At 60.5% G+C, this 21,208-nt stretch carries 21 protein-coding genes, 1 pseudogene and 1 riboswitch; of the genes and pseudogenes, 15 read left to right on the forward strand and 7 right to left on the reverse strand.

Translation table 11 applies throughout. The features are described 5' to 3' along the window. Positions 1-31: 31 nt before the first annotated feature. Positions 32-877: an S-formylglutathione hydrolase gene (gene fghA, locus ACZ0AI_RS23230; RefSeq protein ID WP_463563879.1), complete on the forward strand. Its 846-nt coding sequence runs from the start codon at positions 32-34 to the stop codon at positions 875-877. Positions 878-933: 56 nt separating this feature from the next. Here the strand turns inward: fghA and ACZ0AI_RS23235 are convergent, their stop codons facing one another. Continuing rightward, positions 934-1,479 carry a Dps family protein gene (locus ACZ0AI_RS23235; protein WP_463563880.1) on the reverse strand — a complete coding sequence of 182 codons (546 nt, stop codon included), beginning with the start codon at positions 1,477-1,479 and terminating at the stop codon, positions 934-936. 335 nt (positions 1,480-1,814) lie between these two features. Here ACZ0AI_RS23235 and ispF point away from each other — a divergent pair, with 335 nt between their 5' ends. From ispF to rpoS, 7 genes and pseudogenes are all read left to right on the forward strand, one after another. Next, the gene (gene ispF, locus ACZ0AI_RS23240; protein WP_463563881.1) at positions 1,815-2,288 is read left to right on the forward strand and encodes a 2-C-methyl-D-erythritol 2,4-cyclodiphosphate synthase; all 474 of its coding nucleotides are present in this window, start codon (positions 1,815-1,817) and stop codon (positions 2,286-2,288) included. After that, positions 2,285-3,343: a tRNA pseudouridine(13) synthase TruD gene (gene truD, locus ACZ0AI_RS23245; RefSeq protein WP_463563882.1), complete on the forward strand. Its 1,059-nt coding sequence runs from the start codon at positions 2,285-2,287 to the stop codon at positions 3,341-3,343. Before ispF ends, truD begins: the two co-directional genes overlap by 4 nt. After that, positions 3,331-4,083 (forward strand): 5'/3'-nucleotidase SurE, encoded by a 753-nt coding sequence (surE, locus tag ACZ0AI_RS23250; protein ID WP_463563883.1) that lies wholly within the window; start codon positions 3,331-3,333, stop codon positions 4,081-4,083. The genes truD and surE overlap by 13 nt, the downstream gene beginning before the upstream one ends. A gap of 29 nt (positions 4,084-4,112) precedes the next feature. Beyond that, the gene (locus ACZ0AI_RS23255) at positions 4,113-4,748 is read left to right on the forward strand and encodes a protein-L-isoaspartate(D-aspartate) O-methyltransferase (protein ID WP_225839846.1); all 636 of its coding nucleotides are present in this window, start codon (positions 4,113-4,115) and stop codon (positions 4,746-4,748) included. 22 nt (positions 4,749-4,770) lie between these two features. Continuing rightward, positions 4,771-5,700, forward strand: coding sequence for a polyprenyl-phosphate transporter (locus ACZ0AI_RS23260; protein ID WP_463563884.1), 930 nt, complete (start codon positions 4,771-4,773; stop codon positions 5,698-5,700). Between the two features lie 91 nt (positions 5,701-5,791). Further along, positions 5,792-6,610: a peptidoglycan DD-metalloendopeptidase family protein gene (locus ACZ0AI_RS23265; protein WP_463566010.1), complete on the forward strand. Its 819-nt coding sequence runs from the start codon at positions 5,792-5,794 to the stop codon at positions 6,608-6,610. Between the two features lie 108 nt (positions 6,611-6,718). After that, positions 6,719-7,728 (forward strand): annotated as a pseudogene (gene rpoS / locus ACZ0AI_RS23270) (RNA polymerase sigma factor RpoS). A 131-nt stretch (positions 7,729-7,859) separates the two neighbouring features. Here rpoS and mqo read toward each other — a convergent pair. Beyond that, complete coding sequence (mqo, locus tag ACZ0AI_RS23275) at positions 7,860-9,362, reverse strand: malate dehydrogenase (quinone) (RefSeq protein WP_463563886.1); 1,503 nt, start codon at positions 9,360-9,362, stop codon at positions 7,860-7,862. Positions 9,363-10,191: 829 nt separating this feature from the next. Here mqo and ACZ0AI_RS23280 point away from each other — a divergent pair. Next, the gene (locus ACZ0AI_RS23280) at positions 10,192-10,776 is read left to right on the forward strand and encodes a YajG family lipoprotein (RefSeq protein WP_463563887.1); all 585 of its coding nucleotides are present in this window, start codon (positions 10,192-10,194) and stop codon (positions 10,774-10,776) included. A gap of 70 nt (positions 10,777-10,846) precedes the next feature. On the opposite strand, the gene ACZ0AI_RS23285 is transcribed toward ACZ0AI_RS23280, so the two are convergent. Then, on the reverse strand, positions 10,847-12,010 hold the full coding sequence (locus tag ACZ0AI_RS23285) for a 1-acyl-sn-glycerol-3-phosphate acyltransferase (protein WP_463563888.1): 1,164 nt from the start codon (positions 12,008-12,010) through the stop codon (positions 10,847-10,849). Between the two features lie 151 nt (positions 12,011-12,161). Here ACZ0AI_RS23285 and ACZ0AI_RS23290 point away from each other — a divergent pair, with 151 nt between their 5' ends. From ACZ0AI_RS23290 to ACZ0AI_RS23305, 4 genes are all read left to right on the forward strand, one after another. Next, on the forward strand, positions 12,162-12,344 hold the full coding sequence (locus ACZ0AI_RS23290; protein ID WP_463563889.1) for a CPXCG motif-containing cysteine-rich protein: 183 nt from the start codon (positions 12,162-12,164) through the stop codon (positions 12,342-12,344). After that, complete coding sequence (locus tag ACZ0AI_RS23295) at positions 12,344-12,604, forward strand: putative signal transducing protein (protein WP_463563890.1); 261 nt, start codon at positions 12,344-12,346, stop codon at positions 12,602-12,604. The genes ACZ0AI_RS23290 and ACZ0AI_RS23295 overlap by 1 nt, the downstream gene beginning before the upstream one ends. Before the next feature lie 37 nt (positions 12,605-12,641). After that, a complete protein-coding gene (locus tag ACZ0AI_RS23300) occupies positions 12,642-13,259 on the forward strand; it encodes an SOS response-associated peptidase (protein ID WP_463563891.1) in 618 nt (205 codons plus the stop codon). Between the two features lie 67 nt (positions 13,260-13,326). Continuing rightward, positions 13,327-14,142 (forward strand): M48 family metallopeptidase, encoded by an 816-nt coding sequence (locus ACZ0AI_RS23305; RefSeq protein WP_463563892.1) that lies wholly within the window; start codon positions 13,327-13,329, stop codon positions 14,140-14,142. Between the two features lie 97 nt (positions 14,143-14,239). Here ACZ0AI_RS23305 and ACZ0AI_RS23310 read toward each other — a convergent pair whose 3' ends face one another. The 3 genes from ACZ0AI_RS23310 to ACZ0AI_RS23320 form a co-directional block, all read right to left on the reverse strand. Next, positions 14,240-14,827 (reverse strand): TMEM165/GDT1 family protein, encoded by a 588-nt coding sequence (locus tag ACZ0AI_RS23310; RefSeq protein WP_463566011.1) that lies wholly within the window; start codon positions 14,825-14,827, stop codon positions 14,240-14,242. A gap of 90 nt (positions 14,828-14,917) precedes the next feature. Then, positions 14,918-15,072, reverse strand: a riboswitch (yybP-ykoY riboswitch). A 61-nt stretch (positions 15,073-15,133) separates the two neighbouring features. Next, positions 15,134-16,132, reverse strand: a complete 999-nt coding sequence (locus ACZ0AI_RS23315; protein WP_463563893.1) for a methyltransferase — start codon at positions 16,130-16,132, stop codon at positions 15,134-15,136. A 75-nt stretch (positions 16,133-16,207) separates the two neighbouring features. Beyond that, on the reverse strand, positions 16,208-17,173 hold the full coding sequence (locus ACZ0AI_RS23320) for a 2-hydroxyacid dehydrogenase (RefSeq protein ID WP_463563894.1): 966 nt from the start codon (positions 17,171-17,173) through the stop codon (positions 16,208-16,210). Positions 17,174-17,319: 146 nt separating this feature from the next. Between ACZ0AI_RS23320 and ACZ0AI_RS23325 the strand changes: the two genes are divergently transcribed. Further along, on the forward strand, positions 17,320-17,949 hold the full coding sequence (locus tag ACZ0AI_RS23325) for a LysE family transporter (RefSeq protein WP_463563895.1): 630 nt from the start codon (positions 17,320-17,322) through the stop codon (positions 17,947-17,949). Positions 17,950-17,981: 32 nt separating this feature from the next. On the opposite strand, the gene ACZ0AI_RS23330 is transcribed toward ACZ0AI_RS23325, so the two are convergent. Continuing rightward, positions 17,982-19,157: an acetyl-CoA C-acyltransferase gene (locus ACZ0AI_RS23330; protein ID WP_463563896.1), complete on the reverse strand. Its 1,176-nt coding sequence runs from the start codon at positions 19,155-19,157 to the stop codon at positions 17,982-17,984. Positions 19,158-19,344: 187 nt separating this feature from the next. Between ACZ0AI_RS23330 and ACZ0AI_RS23335 the strand changes: the two genes are divergently transcribed. Continuing rightward, positions 19,345-21,027, forward strand: coding sequence for a fatty acid--CoA ligase (locus ACZ0AI_RS23335; RefSeq protein WP_463563897.1), 1,683 nt, complete (start codon positions 19,345-19,347; stop codon positions 21,025-21,027). Positions 21,028-21,208 lie beyond the last annotated feature (181 nt).

The raw sequence follows: 21,208 nt of genomic DNA on the forward strand, positions 1-21,208 counted from the left end.
TGCGCCGAGTGCGCATCGGGCGGAGATGCCCATGACCCTTGAAATCGTTTCCAGCAACAAGAGCTTTGGCGGCTGGCACAAGCGCTACCGTCACCGCTCCACGTCGCTCAACTGCGACATGGTGTTCGCCGTCTATCTGCCGCCGCAAGCCGAGAAGGGCGCCAGGCTGCCGGTGCTCTATTGGCTTAGCGGGCTGACCTGTACCGACGAGAACTTCATGCAGAAGGCAGGCGCCCAGCGCATGGCTGCCGAGCTCGGCCTGATCATCGTCGCCCCCGACACCAGCCCGCGCGGTGATGGAGTGCCGGACGACGCCAATGGCGCCTACGACTTCGGCCTGGGTGCCGGCTTCTACGTCAACGCGACGCAGGAGCCTTGGGCGCGTCACTACCGCATGTACGATTACGTGGTGCAGGAACTGCCGGCGTTGATCGAGGCCAACTTCCCGGTATCGGATAAGCGCGGCATCGCCGGGCACTCCATGGGCGGCCATGGCGCGTTGATCTGCGCGCTCAAGAATCCGGGCCGTTACGCATCGGTCTCGGCCTTTTCGCCGATCACCAATCCGCTGAACTGCCCGTGGGGTGAGAAGGCGTTTTCCAACTATCTGGGGGAAGACCGTTCGCGCTGGCGCGAGTGGGATGCCAGCGTGCTGATCGCCGATGCGGCGGAGAAGTTGCCGATTCTGGTGGATCAGGGTGACCGCGACGATTTCCTCGATGGCCAGCTCAAGCCCCATGCGCTAGAGGCGGCGGCCAAGGCGGCGAACCATCCGCTGACCCTGCGTCTGCAGCCGGGGTATGACCACAGCTACTACTTCATCGCCAGCTTCATCGAAGATCACTTGCGCCATCATGCCGAGGCGTTGGCTCGCTGAATGAAAAAGGGCGCTGCCGGTTTAACCGGCAGCGCCCTTCTTTTTGCTGCTACAGATCACTCACCCAGGCTGGATCTCAGCATCCAGGCGTTCTGCTCGTGCACGCCGATGCGCGCTACCAGCATGTCGTGGCTGAACAGGTCACCGGCTTCTTCCGCCAGTTCAGCGAATTCGCTCATGCGCCGAGCCACTGCTTCGTTGTCCTTCACCAACTCGGCGATCATCTGCGCAGTCGGCTTGTGGGGCGCCTCGTTGTCGATGACGGTGAGCGCGCGGAAGGTTTCCCCGCCGGTTGGCGCCAGTTTGCCCAAGGCACGAATGCGCTCGGCGAGCTCGTCAGCGGCCTGATGGATTTCGTTGTACTGCGCGTCGGTCAGCTTGTGCAGACCATAGAAGTTCGAGCCTTGCACGTTCCAGTGCACGCCCAGGGTCTTGACGTACAGGGTGTAGCTGTCCGCCACCGCCTTGGTCAGTGCTTCAGCGACCTTCTCGCGGGCAGCGCCATCGACGCTGGTATTGATGGCCAGGCCATCACCCTTGAGTTTCTGTGCGCTGGCTTTCGCCTTGGTTTTTGCTGCTGTCGGTTTGCGTGCTACGGCCATGATGGTCTCCATGGTTGCTAGAAATGTTTTGCTACTTCTTGTCGACTATCGGTAGGCCGAGAACATTCCAACATTTTTGCGATAGAGAGTTTGCGAGGGCAGTGGAGGTGGTAGCTGCTTTGCGGTTTTCCTCTTTTTCACGTCGCCCGTACGCTCGCGCACTGACGCCATTAGCAACCCGTGCCGGAGTGCTACGTTTTGGCTCAGCGTGGAGATCACTGAAAATGGGTAGGCGGGAGTGGGTTTTATTCCATTGACTGCTTCAGCAGCCGGGCAAGTCCGCCTCCAGTTGTTCTTTCGGGTAGAATCGGCCTTTTTTGCGAGGGCGTCGGTTCATGCGGATTGGCCACGGTTACGATGTGCACCGCTTCGGCGATGGGGATTTCATTACCCTGGGCGGTGTGCGTATCCCCCACAAGTTCGGCCTGGTTGCCCACTCGGATGGCGATGTGGTGCTGCATGCCCTTTCCGATGCCTTGCTCGGCGCCGTGGCGCTCGGTGACATTGGCAAGCATTTCCCGGATACCGACCCTAACTTCAAGGGCGCTGACAGCCGTGTGCTGTTGCGCCATGTGCTGGGGCTGGTGCACGCCAAGGGCTGGAAGGTTGGCAACGTCGACGCCACCATCGAAGCTCAGGCGCCAAAGATGGCTCCGCATATCGAAGCGATGCGCCGGCTGATCGCCGAGGATCTGCAGGTCGAACTGGATCAGGTCAACGTCAAGGCCACCACCACCGAGAAGCTGGGTTTCGTGGGCCGTGAAGAAGGTATCGCGGTGCATGCCGTGGCCTTGCTGGTCAGCGCATGACCGAACTGGAACTGCTCGGCCCGTGGGCCTATGGCGAGCCCTGTGGACAGGCCGTACTGAAGGCGGTCGCCGAGGATTTTCAGGTCGACGAAGTGCTGGATATCGAATTGTCCGGTGCTGGCGAGCATCTGTGGCTATGGGTCGAGAAGCGTGGCCTGAATACCGAGGAGGCGGCAATCCGCCTGGCGCGTGCCGCCGGTGTGCCGGTACGAATGATCAGTTATGCCGGGCTGAAGGATCGCCAGGCGCTGACTCGGCAGTGGTTCAGCCTGCATTTACCCGGCAAGAGCGATCCCGATCTGGGTAAGGCTCAGGACGAATCCCTGGTGATCCTCAAGCAGGTTCGACATTCGCGAAAGCTGCAGCGCGGCGCCCATGCTGCCAATGGTTTCATCCTGCGCCTGACTGCCTTGCAGGCCGATCAGGCGGCGCTGGACGAGCGTCTGAAAACTATCGCCGCCCATGGCATCCCCAATTACTATGGTGCTCAGCGTTTTGGTTACGAGGGCGGCAACGTCGCCCATGCCCGGCATTTTGCCGAGCGCAAGGAGCTGCCGGAAAAGCGCAATGTACGTTCGCGGGTGCTTTCGGCGGCGCGTAGCTTCCTGTTCAACCGGGTGCTGGCCGAGCGAGTCGCCGCCGGTACCTGGAACCAGGCGCAACCCGGCGATCTACTGGCATTCACCGACAGCCGCAGTTTCTTCGCCGCCAGTGAGGCTGAGTGCCAGGATCCCCGTCTAGCCCAACTGGACTTGCATCCGACAGGGCCGTTATGGGGCGAGGGCGCATCGCCAGCAGGCGGAGCTACCCAAAATCTTGAGCAGAGCATTGGCGATGCCGAGTCGCAGCTGGCCATATGGCTCGCAGAAGCGGGCATGGCGCACGAACGGCGTATCCTGCGCCTCCCCATTAGCGGTTTGACGTGGCATTATCCCGAGCCTGACATTCTGCAACTGGAATTCGTCCTGCCGGCTGGATGTTTCGCCACTGCTCTGGTGCGCGAAATCGTCGACCTTTTGCCTGCAGGGCAGACGGACAACCCATGCGTATTCTGATTTCAAACGATGACGGCGTGGCCGCACCGGGCCTCGCCGCGTTGCACGCTGCGCTGGCTGATTACGCCGACTGCACGGTGATCGCTCCCGATGGGGATCGCAGCGGCGCGAGCAGTTCGCTGACCCTCGACCGCCCGTTGCATCCAAGTACTCTGGCCAACGGCTACATCAGCCTCAACGGTACGCCGACCGATTGTGTGCATCTGGGGCTCAATGGCTTGCTGCCCGAGGTCGCCGATCTGGTCGTGGCAGGTATCAACCTGGGCGCCAACCTGGGCGATGACGTGCTGTATTCCGGTACCGTGGCCGCTGCCCTCGAAGGGCGTTTTCTGGCCCGTCCAGCATTCGCCTTCTCATTGATCTCGCGTTCGACCGAGAACATGCCGACCGCTGCCTATTTTGCCCGTAAGCTGGTCGAAGCCCATGAGCACTTCGACCTGCCACCGCGCACGGTCTTGAACGTCAATGTGCCCAATCTGCCGCTCGAACATATCCGTGGCGTGCAACTGACCCGGCTTGGCCATCGTGCCCGTGCTGCTGCGCCGGTGAAGGTGGTCAACCCGCGTGGTAAGGAAGGCTACTGGATCGCCGCTGCCGGCGATGTGGAAGACGGTGCACCGGGCACCGATTTCCACGCCGTGATGCAGGGCTACGTTTCGGTTACCCCCTTGCAGCTTGATCGCACCTACCAGGACGGCCTGAACCGTCTCAAACCCTGGCTGGAGGGGCTGATGACATGAATCGGGAGCACGACCGCCACGGGATTGGCATGACCTCTCAGCGCACTCGCGAGCGCCTGATCCAGCGCCTTTACGATGAAGGCCTGTCGAACGCTCAGGTGCTCGAGGTGATTCGCCGCACGCCGCGCCACCTGTTCGTCGATGAAGCCCTGGCTCACCGTGCCTATGAAGATACGGCCCTGCCGATCGGCCATAACCAGACCATCTCGCAGCCCTACATGGTCGCGCGCATGAGCGAATTACTGCTCGCCGCCGGGCCGTTGGACAAGGTGCTGGAGATCGGCACGGGGTCGGGTTACCAGACGGCGATTCTGGCTCAACTGGTCGAGCGGGTGTTCACGGTCGAGCGTATTCAGGGATTGCAGGAACGGGCCAAGGAACGACTGGTCAAACTGAGCCTGCGCAACGTGGTCTTCCGTTGGGGCGATGGCTGGGAGGGCTGGCCAGCGCTGGCGCCCTACAATGGCATCATCGTGACGGCTGCCGCATCCGAAGTGCCTCAGGCCTTGTTGGATCAACTGGCCCCGGGCGGGCGTCTGGTCATTCCTGTTGGTACAGGCGACGTTCAACAACTGTTACTGATCATTCGTGAGGAGCAGGGTTTCTCTCGGCACGTACTCGACGCAGTTCGGTTCGTGCCGCTGCTTAACGGCCCGCTGGCCTGATTCAATCAATACGGAAGGATGCATGAAGAAAACGTTGTTGTTGTATGCCAAAGGGATAGCCATGGGCGCTGTCGACGTGGTGCCCGGGTTTTCCGGCGGCACCGTTGCCCTGATCACCGGTATATACGACAAGCTTCTCGCCTCGTTCGCGGCCTTACCCGAAGCGCTCATGCTGTTTTTTCGCGGGCGCGTCAAGGACGCCTGGCAGGCCTGTAACGCCAGCTTCCTTCTTGTGGTCATGCTTGGCATCCTCAGCAGCATCTTCACCCTGGCACGGGCGATCAGCTATCTGATGAGCGAGCACCCGGTGCCGTTATGGGCGTTCTTCTTCGGTCTGGTGCTGGTTTCTGTCTATCTGGTGGGGCGCGAAGTCAGTGTGTGGCGAGCCAACAGGCTGGTCTGCTTCGCGATAGGGCTGGCATTTGCGCTGTGGATCACGCTCGCTGTGCCCATGCAGCTTTCCGCAGACCCGCTGATGCTATTCATTGCCGGTGCCATCGCGATCAGCGCGATGATTTTACCGGGCATCTCTGGCAGCTTCATTTTGGTGTTGCTGGGGCTTTACCCAGTCGTGTTGGGCGCAATCAAGAATTTCGATCTGGCGGTACTGGCGATATTTTGTGCCGGCTGTGTGCTGGGGCTATTGATGTTCTCCAAGGTGCTGAGCTGGCTGTTGGCGCACATGCGTGACTTGACCATGGCCTTTCTGGCCGGGCTGATGCTTGGCTCACTGGTCAAGGTGTGGCCATGGAAACAGACGCTTACCTGGCAAACCAACCGTCATGGTGAATCGTTTCCCCTCGAGCAGGTCAATCTATTGCCTTGGCAGTTCGCTGACGTCAGTGGTGAGGAGGCGCAGTTGTTGCTGGCCATCGCTCTGAGTGGCTGCGCCATCGTGTTGGTGTTGGGTGTGGAATGGCTGGCGCGTCGCCGTCAGTTGGAAGAAGTCTGACGTTTCGGCGTTCGTTACAGGTCGCTCGAGGCCGTCTGCAAGGGAGATACGAGTGAGTTTCACAGCCAATCAAGGGCGCTATTCCTCGTGCATGCTACGCAACCTGCTGGCTCTGGCAGTGCTGGGTACCGTGCTGGCCGGTTGTGCCAGTTCGCACTCCGGTAATGTGCAGGTAGTGGATCGCAACAACGCTGCAGCACAGCGCCAACCGGTGACGTCTGGGCAATATCGTGTGCAACGAGGAGACACACTTTACTCGATCGCCTTCCGCTACGGCTGGGACTGGAAAGCGCTGGCTGCTCACAACGCAATTGCGGCCCCCTACATGATCCGCGTCGGTCAGGTGATTCGCTTCGGGTCGGGTAGCTCGAGCAGGTCGGTGGCGACTTCATCATCGTCTGCCAACACTCCGGTCGTGACTACGCCAAACCGGCCAACCACGCCGGTTCAGGCGCCTCCTGCGCAGACCACTACGCGGCCTTCAGCACCCGTCGTAGTAACGCCAGCGACCACGCCAGTGGAGCCCGTACAGCGTTCTGCATCGGGTTGGGCATGGCCTGCCAGTGGTGCGATTATCGGACGATTTTCCTCAAACGGTAGTTTGAATAAAGGCATTGATATAGCCGGGGAATTGGGACAGCCTGTCCTGGCTGCGTCTGGTGGATCCGTTGTCTACGCCGGGAGTGGGTTACGGGGCTACGGTGAATTGGTGATCATCAAACACAGCGATACCTACGTGAGTGCCTACGGTCACAACCGAAGGCTGTTGGTACGTGAGGGGCAGCAGGTCAAAGTCGGGCAACAGATTGCCGAGATGGGTTCCACGGGAACTGACCGGGTGAAGCTTCACTTCGAGATTCGCCGCCAGGGTAAGCCTGTAGATCCAATGCAATACCTGCCACGTCGTTGATCTGTCGCTCGTTCGCCCCTCATGTGGGATGGATGAGCTCAGGTGTTGCCAAGGAATAAGGCGCATCGGGGCTTGCTGGTCGAACTCAGCAAGGGACGGAATAATAAAATGGCACTCATTTCTAAAGAAGCGCCGGAGTTTGACATCGACGATGAAGTGCTCCTGATGGAGCCCGGCATCGATCTCGACGATGGGGCTGACGAGCAGGCAGGCAAAAAGACCACTGCACGTACCAAGGCCAAGCAATCCACCGGCAGCAAGCAACACAAGCATATCGACTACACCCGGGCGCTAGACGCCACTCAGCTTTACCTCAACGAAATCGGTTTTTCCCCCTGCTTACCCCGGAAGAGGAAGTGTTCTTCGCGCGTCTGGCGCAGAAGGGCGACCCTGCCGGCCGCAAGCGCATGATCGAGAGCAATCTGCGCCTAGTGGTCAAGATTGCCAGGCGCTACATCAACCGTGGGCTCTCCCTTCTAGACTTGATAGAAGAGGGCAATCTCGGTCTGATTCGGGCGGTTGAAAAATTCGACCCAGAGCGTGGTTTCCGGTTTTCCACCTACGCCACCTGGTGGATTCGGCAGACAATCGAACGGGCGATCATGAATCAGACTCGCACCATTCGTCTGCCCATCCATGTAGTCAAGGAGCTCAACGTCTACCTGCGCGCCGCGCGTGAACTGACGCAGAAGCTCGATCACGAACCGTCCCCTGAAGAAATCGCCAACCTACTGGAAAAGCCGGTGGGCGAAGTCAAGCGTATGCTCGGGCTCAATGAGCGCGTGTCCTCGGTGGATGTGTCGCTTGGCCCAGACTCTGACAAGACGCTGCTCGATACCCTCACCGATGATCGGCCTACCGATCCCTGCGAGTTACTGCAGGACGATGATCTTTCTCAAAGCATCGATCAGTGGCTCTCGGAGCTGACCGACAAGCAACGTGAAGTGGTGGTGCGCCGTTTCGGTTTGCGTGGCCATGAGAACTGTACGCTTGAGGAGGTTGGCCAGGAAATCGGTCTGACCCGTGAGCGGGTACGGCAGATCCAGGTGGAAGCACTCAAGCGTCTGCGCGAGATCCTCGAGAAGAACGGCCTGTCTGCTGACTCTTTGTTCCAGTAAACCCCGGCCTGCCAGGCCTTGTGCCAGTCAGCTCTGCTGACTGGCTTTTTATTGGGCGTGGTTTGCGCTGGCAGCTGTGCACAAAAAACGGCGCCTAAATAGGCGCCGTTTCTGTGTTCACGCTCGAGCGATCAAACCTGCTGCAGTTCTTGCAGTTGCAGTAGAGCGTCCGACTGCGACTGCACCGCACGATACTGCTCGGCATCGCTACTCAGCACGGCATAAGGTGCTGGGAAGATTTCGTGCAGCTTGCTGCTCCACTCTGCCGAAGCGGTCTTCTCGGGGAAGCAGCGGCGGATCAGGTCGAGCATGATCGAGACCGTCACCGACGCGCCCGGAGATGCCCCTAGAAGAGCGGCAATGGAGCCGTCCTTGGCCGCCACCAGCTCGGTACCGAATTGCAGAATGCCGCCTTTTTTGGCGTCTTTCTTGATGATCTGTACACGTTGGCCGGCAATCTCCAGGCGCCAGTCACTGGCCTTGGCTTCCGGGTAGAAGCCGCGCAGCGTATTGAGGCGTTGCTCCTGAGACTGCATGACTTCCTTGACCAGGTAACGAGTCAGGTCGAAGTTGTCGCGAGCCACTGCCAGCATCGGGCCGATGTTGTTGAGGCGTACCGACATGGGCAGGTCGAGGAACGAGCCCTTCTTCAGGAACTTGGTGGTGAAGCCGGCGTAGGGCCCGAACAGCAAGGACTTCTTGCCGTCGACGACGCGGGTGTCCAGGTGCGGCACCGACATGGGGGGCGAGCCCACTTCGGCTTGGCTGTACACCTTGGCCTGGTGCTGGTTGACCACTTCCGGATTGTCGCAGCGCAGCCACTGGCCGCTGACGGGGAAGCCACCAAAACCCTTGCCTTCCGGAATGCCCGACATCTGCAACAGAGGCAGAGCACCGCCGCCAGCACCAAGAAACACGAACCGGGCCTGGATCTCACGGTGAGTGCCGTTTTTTTGATCCTTGGTGATCACGCGCCAGCCTTGCTCGTTGCGCGTCAGGTCTGTAACTCGCTCGCTGCAGGTCACACTTGCGTTGCCCTGTAGCGCCAGGTAATCCAGCAGACTTTTGGTCAGCGCGCCGAAATTGATGTCGGTGCCATTGGCTACGCGGGTTGCTGCAATCGGCTCATTCGCGCTGCGGCCAGGCATCATCAGTGGCATCCACTGAGCCATGGTGTCGCGATCGTCGCTGTACACCATGTCTTCAAAGGCATGGTGTACACGCAGGGCTTCGAAGCGTTTCTTCAGATAATCGACACCTTTCTGGCCGCGCACGAAACTGAGGTGTGGAACCGAGTTGATAAAGGTCTTCGGCGAACCGAAGGTGCCTTTTTTGACCAGGTAAGCCCAGAACTGTTTGGATTCCTCGAACTGGGCGTTGATGCTCACCGCCTTTTTGATGTCGATGGAACCGTCAGCGGACTCGGGGGTGTAGTTGAGCTCGCACAGGCCAGCGTGGCCGGTACCTGCGTTGTTCCACGGGTTGGAGCTTTCCACCGCGCCGGAATCCATCGCTTCCACGATTTCCAGCTTGATGCCCGGATCGAGCTCTTTGAGCAGCACGGCCAGCGTTGCGCTCATGATGCCGGCTCCAACCAGCACTACATCTACAGCTTCGTAATCGTTCTGCGCCATTGCCACATCTCCAAAAAATCAGCGTCCAATCGATGGCCTTCGGCCTGGGCGTCGAGTGCGCCTGTCAGCGGTTGCAGAGCTGTCCTGGGGATCCGGGTGACGGGAGGGGGTCGCCTTGTCCTGCCGCAAGATGATTCATATGTTCGCCACACTCTTGTGAAGTTATTGAAACCGTTTTTTTCACGTTCTTTTGGAACGCGAACCTCAAAAGTTCATGTGCCTGTTGGGCCTTCCTCGGCGACAGATGTTCCGCGAAAACGCGAGAACCGCTGCATGGCGCGAAGAGGGCTGTCGATATCGAGCAGCACGAAGTGGGCGACTCTCTGTGGCGTTGCCGATGGCATGAAGTGCATCAGCGGTACGGCGAGGCCGATCAGGAGGCGTCCTTATAATCGGGGCGCGATTATAAGGCGAAAGTAAGAAAATTGATCGGCTGAGTATGACTTTTATTACGCACGCCGTTCGGCGCGCAAGCGTCGAGGTAGCTGTTCAACGCTGGATAAAGGCGCTTTCCGGGAGAGGCGAGTCAAGCCAGGTCAGGCGTTGTTCGTTGACCTCATACCATCTCGTAGGCCCCGGTGGCTGGGCGCTCTGTCGGAATGCACGGCAGATACCATGCTCGTCGAGGCAGGCAAAGATGCGGATTCGTGGGGGATTGGTGACGTTTTCCAGTCGTGTGCGCATCAAACAAACTTCCATCATGCAAAGCGACCAAAGTCTTATACCGGCAGCATGTGACAGGTACATGACCGGAACCGCGCTCACCCATTGCAGGTCGATTGGTTATACTTCGCGGCGCCTTATGCGCCCCCTCCATGGAGAACCGAATATGCATCGCCTGTTGTTTAGTCTGGTTGCCGTTATCAGTCTGGCTCTCGTCGGTTGTGCCCACAGCCCTCAACAACTCAGCCCGCAGCCCAAGCTCATCGGGTCTTTGACCCCAGTTGGTCAGGGCCAGCCTGTGGTCGTGCGTGTCGTTGACGGTCGCCCATCCCCGGTTCTGGGAACCCGTGGTGGGCTGTATCCGGAGACCAGCGCTATCAGCGTGACTGGCCAGGATGTACTGCCCAAGTTGCAGGCTCAGGCCGAAGCAGCGGTGCGCCTGTTGGGTTTCACTCCATCCGCTAACGCTTACAACGCGCCACAGCTGACCTTGACCCTGGCTGAGCTGAAATATCAGTCACCCAAAGAAGGTCTGTATGTCACCGAAGCTGACATGACTGCCACCTTCCGCGCCGACGTGCAGAACAGCAACCGTCGTTACAGCGGCCGCTACGGTGCATCCCTGAACCAGCGCTTTGGCATGGCGCCGAACCAGGAAACCAACACCAAACTGGTCAGTGACGTGTTGAGTGATGCGCTGACCCGAGCCTTCAAGGATCCGACCCTTTCGCAGATACTCAGCGGTCAATAAGTAAGTCGTGTTGCAAGAAAAAGCCCCGAGATATCGGGGCTTTTTCGTTTCTGCTGTCAGTGCCCAGCTATCAGAGAGGGATACCAGCCTTGATGCGATACTGATTGCGTACCGGCATGGCGTACTGCAGTACCAGATAGGGCTGCTGTTCGCTCGGGCAGTTGCTCAGGCGCTTTTGCCACTCCTCTTTGGCCGCAGCCAGTTCGTCAGTGTCGAACAATGCTTCGGCCGCCGGCACATCGAGCTGCGGATCACGTTCGCTCCACATGGCATACGCCAGGTAGTGCACGGGGAATAGGCGGTAGCCGGTGAGGATGTGCGCATCGGTGATGATCGCCAGTTGTTTGGCATCCTGGAAACCGCTGGTCAGCGGATCGCCAAAGTGCACGTGTACACGGCCTTTGTAGCCGGTGATGCCTAGGGCGATGCTCTTGTCATCTTCGCCTGGTTGTTTGGTGTAGCTACCGGTGGTCGCACGGGTGTACAGCTCAAGGGCCTTGGCCTGGTCGCAAGGATCATACTCGTAGCTGATCGACACCGGCGTCAGCTTGAGGCTGCCGATAACCTCGGCGAATGGCTCGTCCTTGCGGCTCATGTGGAACATCTTGAGAATCGCCGAATCGGTGCGGTCGTCACCGTCTTTGGCTCGGCCTTCGGCTTGAGCGATCCAGATCGACTCGCCATCGTTGCGAATCGAGTGGCTGATGTAGGCTGACAGCAATTGGTAAGCCGCCAGCTTTTCTCGGCGGCCACTGATCGAGCGGTGCACGATAAAGCTTTTGTTCAGACGCATCAGGTCGCTGACGAAGGGTCTCTGCAGCAAGTTGTCGCCGATCGCGATGCGTGGCGTTTTCAGCCCCGCGTGGTAAACCGCGTAGTTGACGAAGGCCGGATCCATGACAATGTCGCGGTGATTGGCCAGAAACAGATAGGCACTGCCGGACTTGAGGGTTTCTACACCCGAGTAGGTTACGCCATCGGTGGCTTTCTCGACGGTACGGTCGACGTAGGGCTCGATGGTGTCCTGCAGCGCGCTCACCGAATTGATGGCGCGGAACTGCGACCGCAGTCGATGAGCTATAAGAGGTTTGAGCAGCCAGCCGAATGATCCCGCCAAGCGCGGGAAACGAAACTGGGTAAGGATGTCGAGGAACGCATCGTCTGCCAACAGGCGCGCCAGAACGGCTGGAATTTCCGCGTCGGCGTAGGGTCGGATGCTATCGAATTCGCCCATCAATGATCTCTTGTGGTTGTCGCTGCGATTGAGAGGTTGAGCCCCTTCGAGGAGAGCGGTTGCTGTTCGAGCCTTTGAGGCGCAACGACAGCCGACCAGGGGGCAGCAATAGACCGCCGATTATACCCTGCAAGTCACAAGGAGGCGCCCTATGCTGGAAACACAGGATTACCAATGCCCTTATTGCGGTGAGCCGGTCGAAGCCGTACTGGATCTATCGGCGGGGGATCAGCAGTACATCGAGGACTGCCCGGTGTGTTGCCGGCCAATCGTCTTCTCGCTCAGTACCGATGGTGTGGATTGGCAACTGGACGTGCACGGAGAGAACGACTGATGAAGCGCATCTACGAGCCCCAGGATCTGATGGAGGGTGAGTTGTTAAAGGGCATGCTCGCCAGTGAAGGTATTCAGGTGCATCTGGTTGGCGGGCATCTGGTTGGTGCGGTAGGCGAGCTGCCGGCCTGTGGCTTGCTCGGGATGTTGGTTGAGGATGACGATGCTGAGCGCGCCCGTCAGTTGATCGGCGAGTACAATGGCGCGCAACCGCTGCCCGGTGACGAACCGGATAATTTTCAGGGTGTGTTGCTGTGTTAAGGCAGTGTCGCGCCCACTCCTCCTGATCGGGTCACTCATGAGTGGACGCTTTGCCCTGTTTCGCTGGACGCCTGCCTTTGCTGCGCTACCCGGTTTTCCCGTTGATCAACAGCCACACTGGAATTTTGCACCGGGCGCCCAGGTGCTGCTGCAGCGTGCCGACGGCGACCAGCGTTCGCTGGTGCGCGCTCGTTGGGGGCTGACGCCTCCCTGGCTCAAGGATTTGTCGAAAACGCCGGCTCATGCCCGCGCTGAGACGCTGGTCGATCAGCCCATGTTTCGCGAGGGCTTTCGCCTGCGTCGTGGGTTGATCCCGGCGAACGGCTTCTACGAGTGGCGCGGTGCCGCTCGCAAGCGGCCCTATTGGTTGAGTGGTCAGGACTCATTGCTTTTTTTCGCGGCCGTTTGGGAGGCCTACCCGGTCGAAGGGCATGTCTACCTCAGCACTGCCATGGTCACTCAGGCCGCCGCCACGCTGCGTCGCCCGCTGATTCTGAATGAGCAGGATCAACAGCGCTGGCTGGCCGTGGATACGCCAATGGAGCAGCTGCAGGCACTGCTCGTCGGTACGTCACCGGCACTGCGGGAACGCGTATTGAGCAACCTTGTCAATGATCCGAAGCTTGATGGCCCAGAGTGTCTTACGCCCGCCTGATCGCTCAACTTGCGAGCACCTCTAACAGCCCCTAGCATACGTCGCTCAGTTCTCAGGGAGATCCAGCATGAAATCGTCGTTGTCTTTCACTACTTTGGCTGCGGCCTTGCTGCTGGCGGGATGCCAGTCCGTTAACACCACCAGCGGTGGCGCAGTGGGTGTCGAGCGCAAGCAGTACATGTTCAGTGCGTTGTCGACCGATGAAGTCAACCAGATGTATGCCCAGTCCTACCAGCAGACGCTCAGCGAAGCGTCTACTCAGGGCGTGCTGGAGAAGAACAGCGCAGATGCCAAGCGTCTGCAGCGCATCGCCGACCGTTTGATCAAACAGGCGCCGCTGTTCCGTCCCGATGCCGCGCAGTGGCAGTGGGAGGTCAATCTGATCGACAGCCCGGAGCTGAATGCCAACTGCGGCCCGGGCGGCAAGATCATTTTCTACACGGGCATCATCGATAAACTGAAGCTTACCGATGACGAGATCGCCGCGGTGATGGGCCACGAGATTGCCCACGCTTTGCGTGAGCACGGTCGAGAGGCGATGTCCAAGGCCTATGGTGTGAACCTGGCCAAGCAGGGCGCTGCTGCGTTGCTGGGCGTAACGCCGGATAAGATGGCACTGGCTGACGCAGCGGTGAACTACGGTATGACGCTGCCTAACAGCCGTAGCAATGAGAACGAGGCTGACCTGATCGGCCTGGAGCTGTCGGCGCGGGGTGGATTCAACCCCAATGCCGCGGTCTCGCTGTGGGAGAAAATGGCCAAGGCCAGCGAGGGCTCGCCGCCTGAGTTCATGAGCACTCACCCGGCGTCATCAAGCCGCATCGCGTCGTTGCAGGCGGCCATTCCGAAGGTGATGCCGCTTTATCAGCAAGCGAAGAAGTGATCTAGGGCCTGTTGTCTTCATTGGATGACAGGCTGTAGCGCAGTGTTCAGTCGTTCGATGATAGCGGTGACCTGCGTCATCGCTAATGCGGGAGCGGTTAACTGCTTATAACACCACTCAAGAGCATCGCCTGGTAGGCCGCGTAGAGTGCCAGTGCCGCGAAGGCGGTAGCGGCCAGTCGACGAATCAGGTTGAGGGGCAGGCGATCTGCAGCGAAGTTGCCGGCCAGTACTACCGGTACGTTGGCGATCAGCATGCCCAGAGTGGTGCCGATGACCACCATGATGAAGTGCGGATACTGGGCGGCGAGCATCACGGTCGCCACCTGGGTCTTGTCGCCCATCTCGGCCAGGAAGAAGGCGATCAGGGTGGTCAGGAACGGGCCGTAGCGTTTCAGGTTGGAGCTTTCGTCATCGTCGAGTTTGTCTGGAATCAGCGTCCACAGCGCCACGATGATGAACGAGGCGGCGAGTATCCAGCTTAGCAGCGCGGGAGAGAGTAGCCCCGCGACCCAGTTACCGACTGCGCCGGCCACCAGGTGATTGGCCAGGGTGGCGACCACCATGCCCCAGATGATCGGCCACGGCCTGCGGAAGCGCGCCGCCAGCAGCAACGCAAGCAGCTGCGTCTTGTCGCCGATTTCCGCCAGGGCAACGATCAGGGTGGGAACGAAAAGAGATTCCAGCATCAGGTTTCCTAAAGGGGCGGGTAGACACGGCTATGACACGTACAGCCTTCCCGCCCCGGGTAAGGTGTTCGTGTCATAGGTCTTGTCAAACCCTGCGCGGCACTCGTGCTTGCTGTGGCCGAGTGGCGCAGACCCGTCTTGGCGGGTCTTGGGTCGCACGCACCATGGTCAGCTGACCAAGTATGTTGATGCATGCCGGGCGAGCTGGCGCTCGCGGGAGACTACTCCCCTAGGACGCGCGCATTCTGCCCAAGTAGGGCGCGTTGGGCAAGGCCTGCGCCGCTGTGCCGCAGGCCCGACGCTTCAGCGGCTGAGCGCTTGGTAGATGCGGAAACCCTCGGCATCGGCCAGGGTGTGGCAGGTGCCGATATGTTGCTCGATCAGCGGCGGGTATTTGAGGAAGCGGTTGGCCACCAGGCGAATCTGCCCACCCTTGCGCAGGTGTTTGCCGGCCTGACGCAGCAAGTCTTCGCTGGCCTGGTAATGGGTATGCACGCCCTGGTGGAACGGTGGGTTGCTGAGGATTGCGCTCAGCTCGGAGGGCGCCGCAGCGATGCCATCACCGCTGATGACGTCTGCTTCCAGGCCGTTCGCGGCCAAGGTCAGGCGACTGCTGGCGACGGCAAACGCATCGACGTCCAGCAGCGTGACGTGGCTGTCTGGATAGCGGCGTTTGAGTACCGCACCTAGCACGCCGGCGCCACAGCCGAAGTCCAGCAAGTGGCCGCTCGGCAGCTCGCTCAGGTGTTCGAGCAGCAGGGCGCTGCCGATGTCCAGCCGGCCGTGGCTGAATACCCCGGGAAGGGTGATCACCTCGAGCAGTCCGTCATCGAGCTGCAGACTGTAGTGCTGCGCCAGCGTGGAGAGATCCGGGATGGCAGGGGCCTGCTCCACACGCACTTGCCACAACTGGCAGTGGCGGGCGCTGTCGAGCTTGCGCGGCGTGCCGTAGGCGGCCATCTGTTTGGCAGCGCGCTCGACACCAGCGCGCTTTTCGCCGACCAGGTAGAGCACGCCGCCTGGCAGACGGGCAGCCAGAGCGTCGAGCAGGTAACCGGTCAGCTCGCGCGACTTGGGCAGAAACAGCACGGCAGAGTCGAAGCTGGCCTGCGGCGGGGTCACCCCAAAGCTGCTGCGCTCGGCGAAGCGAGTTTCGAGTCGGCCGTGGTCGCCTGCGTGCCAGCTCCAGCCAAGGGCTTGTGGCAGTTGCCCGAGCAGGTCATCGGCCGGGAGCCCCGCGAGCAGTATCGGGCCGTTGAACAGCTCGGCCTGACGCAGCAGCACTTCACTTCGCGGATCCATGAGATCTCCCCGGCAAAAGCGCGAAGGGTAGGGGCGCCGGCTTCAAGCTGCAAGCCCAAAGCTGGAGGCGAACCGTCAGTTCACTTGGCGCTTTGCCTGCCCTGACAGAAAGCCTGCCGCATTTTCCGCCAGTTGCCCGACGATCCGCTGACGCGCCTCGCGGCTGCCCCAGGCGCTATGGGGCGTGATAATCAGGCGAGGAATGTCGGCAGCCAGCAACGGGTTGCCATCACGGGGCGGCTCCTGAGTCAGCACATCGGTGGCTGCACCGCCGAGTTTGCCTGCACGCAGGGCGTCGGCCAGGGCCTGCTCGTCGATAAGGCCACCACGGGCGGTATTGATCACGAAAGCACCGGGCTTGAGCAAGTCCAGCTCGCGGGCGGTAATCAGGTTGCGGGTCTGCTCGGTCAGCGGGCAATGCAGGGTCAGTGCATCGACCTGGGGCAGCAGTTCGTCCAGCGGCAGGCGATCCGCCCGCGGCGGGCGGCCTGGCAACTGCCCGTAGAGCACGCGCATACCGAAGGCTTCGGCGAGCCGGGCAACGGCACCGCCGAGTTCACCATGACCGAGCATGCCCAGGGTCTTGCCTTCGAGTTCGACGATCGGATGGTCGAGCAGGCAGAACATCGGTGATTGCTGCCAGCGACCGGCGCGGATGTCGCGTTGGTAATCCGCCAGGCTGGTGGCCAGGGCGAGCAGCAGCGTGAGGGTGTGCTGCGCGACCGAGGGCGTGCCGTAACCCTGGCAGTTGCAGACGGCGACGCCATGGGCCCGGGCCGCGTCCAGGTCGACATTGTTGGTACCGGTGGCGGTTACCAGTACCAGCTCGAGATCCGGGCAAGCGGCGAGCACCGAGGCGTCGATCACTGCCTTGTTGACGATTGCCACGCGGGCGCCCTGCAGCCGTTCGAAGACCTGCTCCGACGTACTCCGCTCGTGCAATATCAGTTCGGCGAACTGCTCGCGCAGCGGGCTCATGTCCAGATCGCCGAGGTCGAGGGAACGGTAGTCGAGAAATACTGCGCGGCCGGTTTTGCTCATCAGCTGTACCTTTTCTGGCGGTCTTGTTGGGAAGTAAAGTGCAGCCTATCAGAACCTGTTCGCTGTCTGCGGCAGCTTGACCCACCCAAGGGTGAAGCTCGACCATTGAAGGCCGTCGACAGTTTGAAGCCCAATGCGGAGCCGCTATGTACTGGATGGAATTCTTCACCGTCGCCCTGATTCACCTGCTGGCCGTGGCCAGCCCCGGGCCGGACTTCGCCATCGTGGTGCGCGAAAGCGTGGCGCACGGTCGCCGCACGGGTGTGTTCTGCGCGCTGGGCGTAGGCATGGGGATTTTCGTTCACGTGGCGTATTCGCTGCTGGGGATCGGCCTGATCGTTTCCCAGTCCATCGTGTTGTTCAATGCCTTGAAGTGGTTGGCTGCCGCCTACTTGTTATACATCGGTTTCAAGGCGCTACGTGCCAGGCCGGCGACTGCGGATGCCGCGCAGAATCAGGCTCCAGCGGTTGCGCGAACGCCTCGCGGGGCCTTCGTCACGGGTTTCGTCACCAATGGCCTGAACCCCAAGGCGACGCTGTTCTTCCTGTCGCTGTTTACCGTGGTGATCAACCCACACACCCCGCTGCTGGTTCAGGGCGGTTACGGTGTCTACCTGGCCGTGGCCACCGCACTGTGGTTCTGCCTGGTCGCAATGCTGTTCAGCCATCAGCGGGTGCGTGATGGCTTTGCCCGCATGGGCCACTGGTTCGATCGCCTGATGGGCGCCGTGCTGGTCGGCCTGGGTATCAAACTGGCCTTCACCGAGTTGAAGTGAAGAGCGCAGGAGCGCTCCTCCTTCACTGAGCGCTAGATGATTTCCACGGCGATTGCCGTCGCCTCGCCACCTCCAATGCACAGCGAGGCGATGCCGCGCTTACCACCGGTTTGGCGCAGTGCGTTGATCAGCGTGATGATGATCCGCGAGCCGGTCGAGCCTACCGGGTGACCTTGGGCGCAAGCACCGCCGTAGATGTTCACCTTGGCATGATCGAGGCCGTGTTCACGGATGGCCAGCATGCTGACCATGGCGAAAGCTTCGTTGATCTCGAACAGGTCGACCTCGTCTTTCTGCCAGCCGGTTTTGCGCAGCAGGTTGCTGATGGCGCCGATCGGGGCGAGGGTGAACTCGCTGGGATCCTGGCTCTGCGTTGCGTGGGCGACGATTCGAGCCAGCGGCTTGAGACCGCGCGCCTCGGCCTGCTCGGCACTCATCAGTAGCAGCGCGCTGGCGCCATCGGAGATCGAGCTTGCGTTGGCTGCAGTGATGCTGCCGTCCTTGCTGAAGGCCGGCTTCAGGTTCGGAATACGGTCTATCCTGGCGCTCAGCGGTTGCTCGTCCTCGCTTATCTGCGTATCGCCCTGGCGGGTGCTCAGAGTGACGGGCACGATTTCATCGGCCAGCAGCCCGGCGGTCATGGCGTGCTGTGCGCGGCGCAATGACTCGATGGCATAGGCATCCATGGCTTCGCGTGTGATGCCATAGCTATCCGCGGTTTCCTGGGCGAAGGAACCCATCAGGCGGCCCGTGCGGGCGTCCTCCAGGCCGTCGAAGAACATGTGATCCTTGACCTCACCATGGCCCATGCGCAGGCCTCCACGTGCCTTCGGTAGAAGGTACGGGGCATTGGACATGCTCTCCATGCCGCCGGCGATCATTACCTCGTTACTGCCAGCCTTGATCAGGTCGTGGGCCAGCATCACCGCTTTCATGCCGGAACCACAGAGTTTGTTGAGGGTGGTGCAGCCTGTGGCGCTGGGCAGGCCGGCGGCCAATGACGCCTGGCGTGCCGGCCCCTGTTTGAGGCCCGCGGGCAGCACGCAGCCCATGATCACTTCCTGCACATCGGCTGGCGCGATACCGGCTTTGGCTACCGCTGCGCGGATCGCGGTAGCGCCTAGCTCCACGGCGCTGACTGTCGACAGGCTGCCCTGGAAGCCCCCCATAGGCGTGCGTGCGCCGCTGACGATGACAATATCTGACATGCTTTTACCTCGATCTTCAGGAATGGGGCGAAACAGGCACTGTGGTCTTGGGCTAGGGTTGAAAAGTCATCCTATCGACTAATTTGAGCGGGTTCGTGCTCGCGGTACTGTCGGCCGAGATGCCAAGACACACCCTGGTTTCGCTTCATATCGTCGCTACCCACAATAGTCCATAACAGGTGAGCCCATGCTGCAGACCCGCATCATTCCTCCCGCTGCCAATGCCCATCAATACCCGCTACTGATCAAGCACCTGCTGTTCTCTGGCTGTCGCTATGAGAAAACCCGCGAGATCGTCTATCGCGACACCTTGCGCTACAGCTACGCGACCTTCGCCGAGCGGGTGGCGCGTCTGGCCAACGTGCTGGGTCAGGCAGGGGTCAAGGCTGGGGATACGGTGGCGGTGATGGACTGGGACAGCCACCGCTATCTGGAGTGCATGTTCGCGGTGCCGATGATCGGTGCGGTGCTGCATACCATCAATATTCGCCTGTCACCCGAGCAGATCCTCTACACCATGAACCACGCCGACGACCGTTTCGTACTGGTCAACAGTGATTTCGTGACGCTTTACCAAGGCATTGCCGATCAGCTCACCGGTGTCACCGGCACGCTGCTGCTGACCGATGGTGACGACTCCCGTGCAGAACTGCCAAACCTGGTCGGTGAGTACGAGGCGCTGCTGGCTGCTGCCAGCCCGGCATACGAATTCGCCGATTTCGATGAGAACTCGGTGGCCACTACCTTCTACACCACGGGGACAACCGGCAACCCCAAGGGCGTGTACTTCACCCATCGCCAGTTGGTGCTGCACACCCTGTCCATGGCCTGCACCGTCGGCAGCCTGGACAGCATCCGCCTGATGGGTAGCGATGACGTGTACATGCCGATCACGCCGATGTTCCACGTGCATGCCTGGGGCGTGCCCTATGTCGCCACTTTGTTGGGGGTGAAGCAGGTTTACCCGGGCCGTTACGAGCCGGAAATGCTCTGCAAGCTGATCAAAGGCGAGCAGGTGACTTTCTCCCACTGCGTGCCGACCATCCTGCAGATGCTGCTCGGCGCCCCCGGTGCCCAGGGTTACGATTTCAAGGGGCTGAAGATCATCATCGGTGGCAGCGCCCTGAATCGCGCGCTGTATGACGCAGCTAAGGCGAGCGGCATCGAGCTCACAGCAGCCTATGGCATGTCGGAAACCTGCCCGCTGATTTCCTGTGGTTACCTCAACGAGGAGTTGCTTGCCGGCAGTGAAGACGAGCGCATCACCTATCGCATCAAGGCCGGCATCCCGGTGCCCCTGGTGGAGGCGGCGATCATGGACGCCGACGGCCAGCGACTACCAAACGATGGCGAAACCCAGGGTGAGCTGGTATTGCGCTCCCCCTGGCTGACCCAGGGCTACCACCGCGAGCCGGAAAAGAGCGAAGAGCTGTGGGCGCATGGCTGGATGCACACCGGCGATGTGGCGACCCTGGACGCCATGGGCTTCATCGACATTCGCGACCGCATCAAAGATGTGATCAAGACCGGTGGTGAGTGGATCTCCTCGCTGGAGCTGGAAGACCTGATAAGTCGCCATCCTGCAGTGCGTGAAGTCGCGGTGGTTGGCGTGGCCGATCCGCAGTGGGGCGAGCGGCCGTTCGCGCTGGTGGTGGCGAAGGAGGGGCAGGCGCTGGACGCGAGAATTCTCAAGGAGCACCTCACGCCTTTCGTCGAGCAAGGCCACATAAACAAGTGGGCCATTCCCACTCAGGTCGCGCTTGTTACCGAAGTTCCCAAGACCAGTGTGGGCAAGCTGGACAAAAAGCGTATTCGCGTCGACATCGCGCAATGGCAGGCAGCAGGAAGTGAGTTTCTGTCGACCCTGTAAGGCACGAATTTCAACGGCAAAAATGTGACTGATCAGTCAAACAAGCGTTTGGCTTGCTAATTGCTGGTTTCAAGCCATTCTTGGCTTGTCACGGATGGGACTGATCCGTCGAAACCTGCGAGCCAGAGTGTCTCGAGCACTGTAAAGCACTCTTTCGGGTGATCACTTGGCAAGGCTCGCT

The organism is Pseudomonas sp. AC355, from assembly GCF_979258205.1.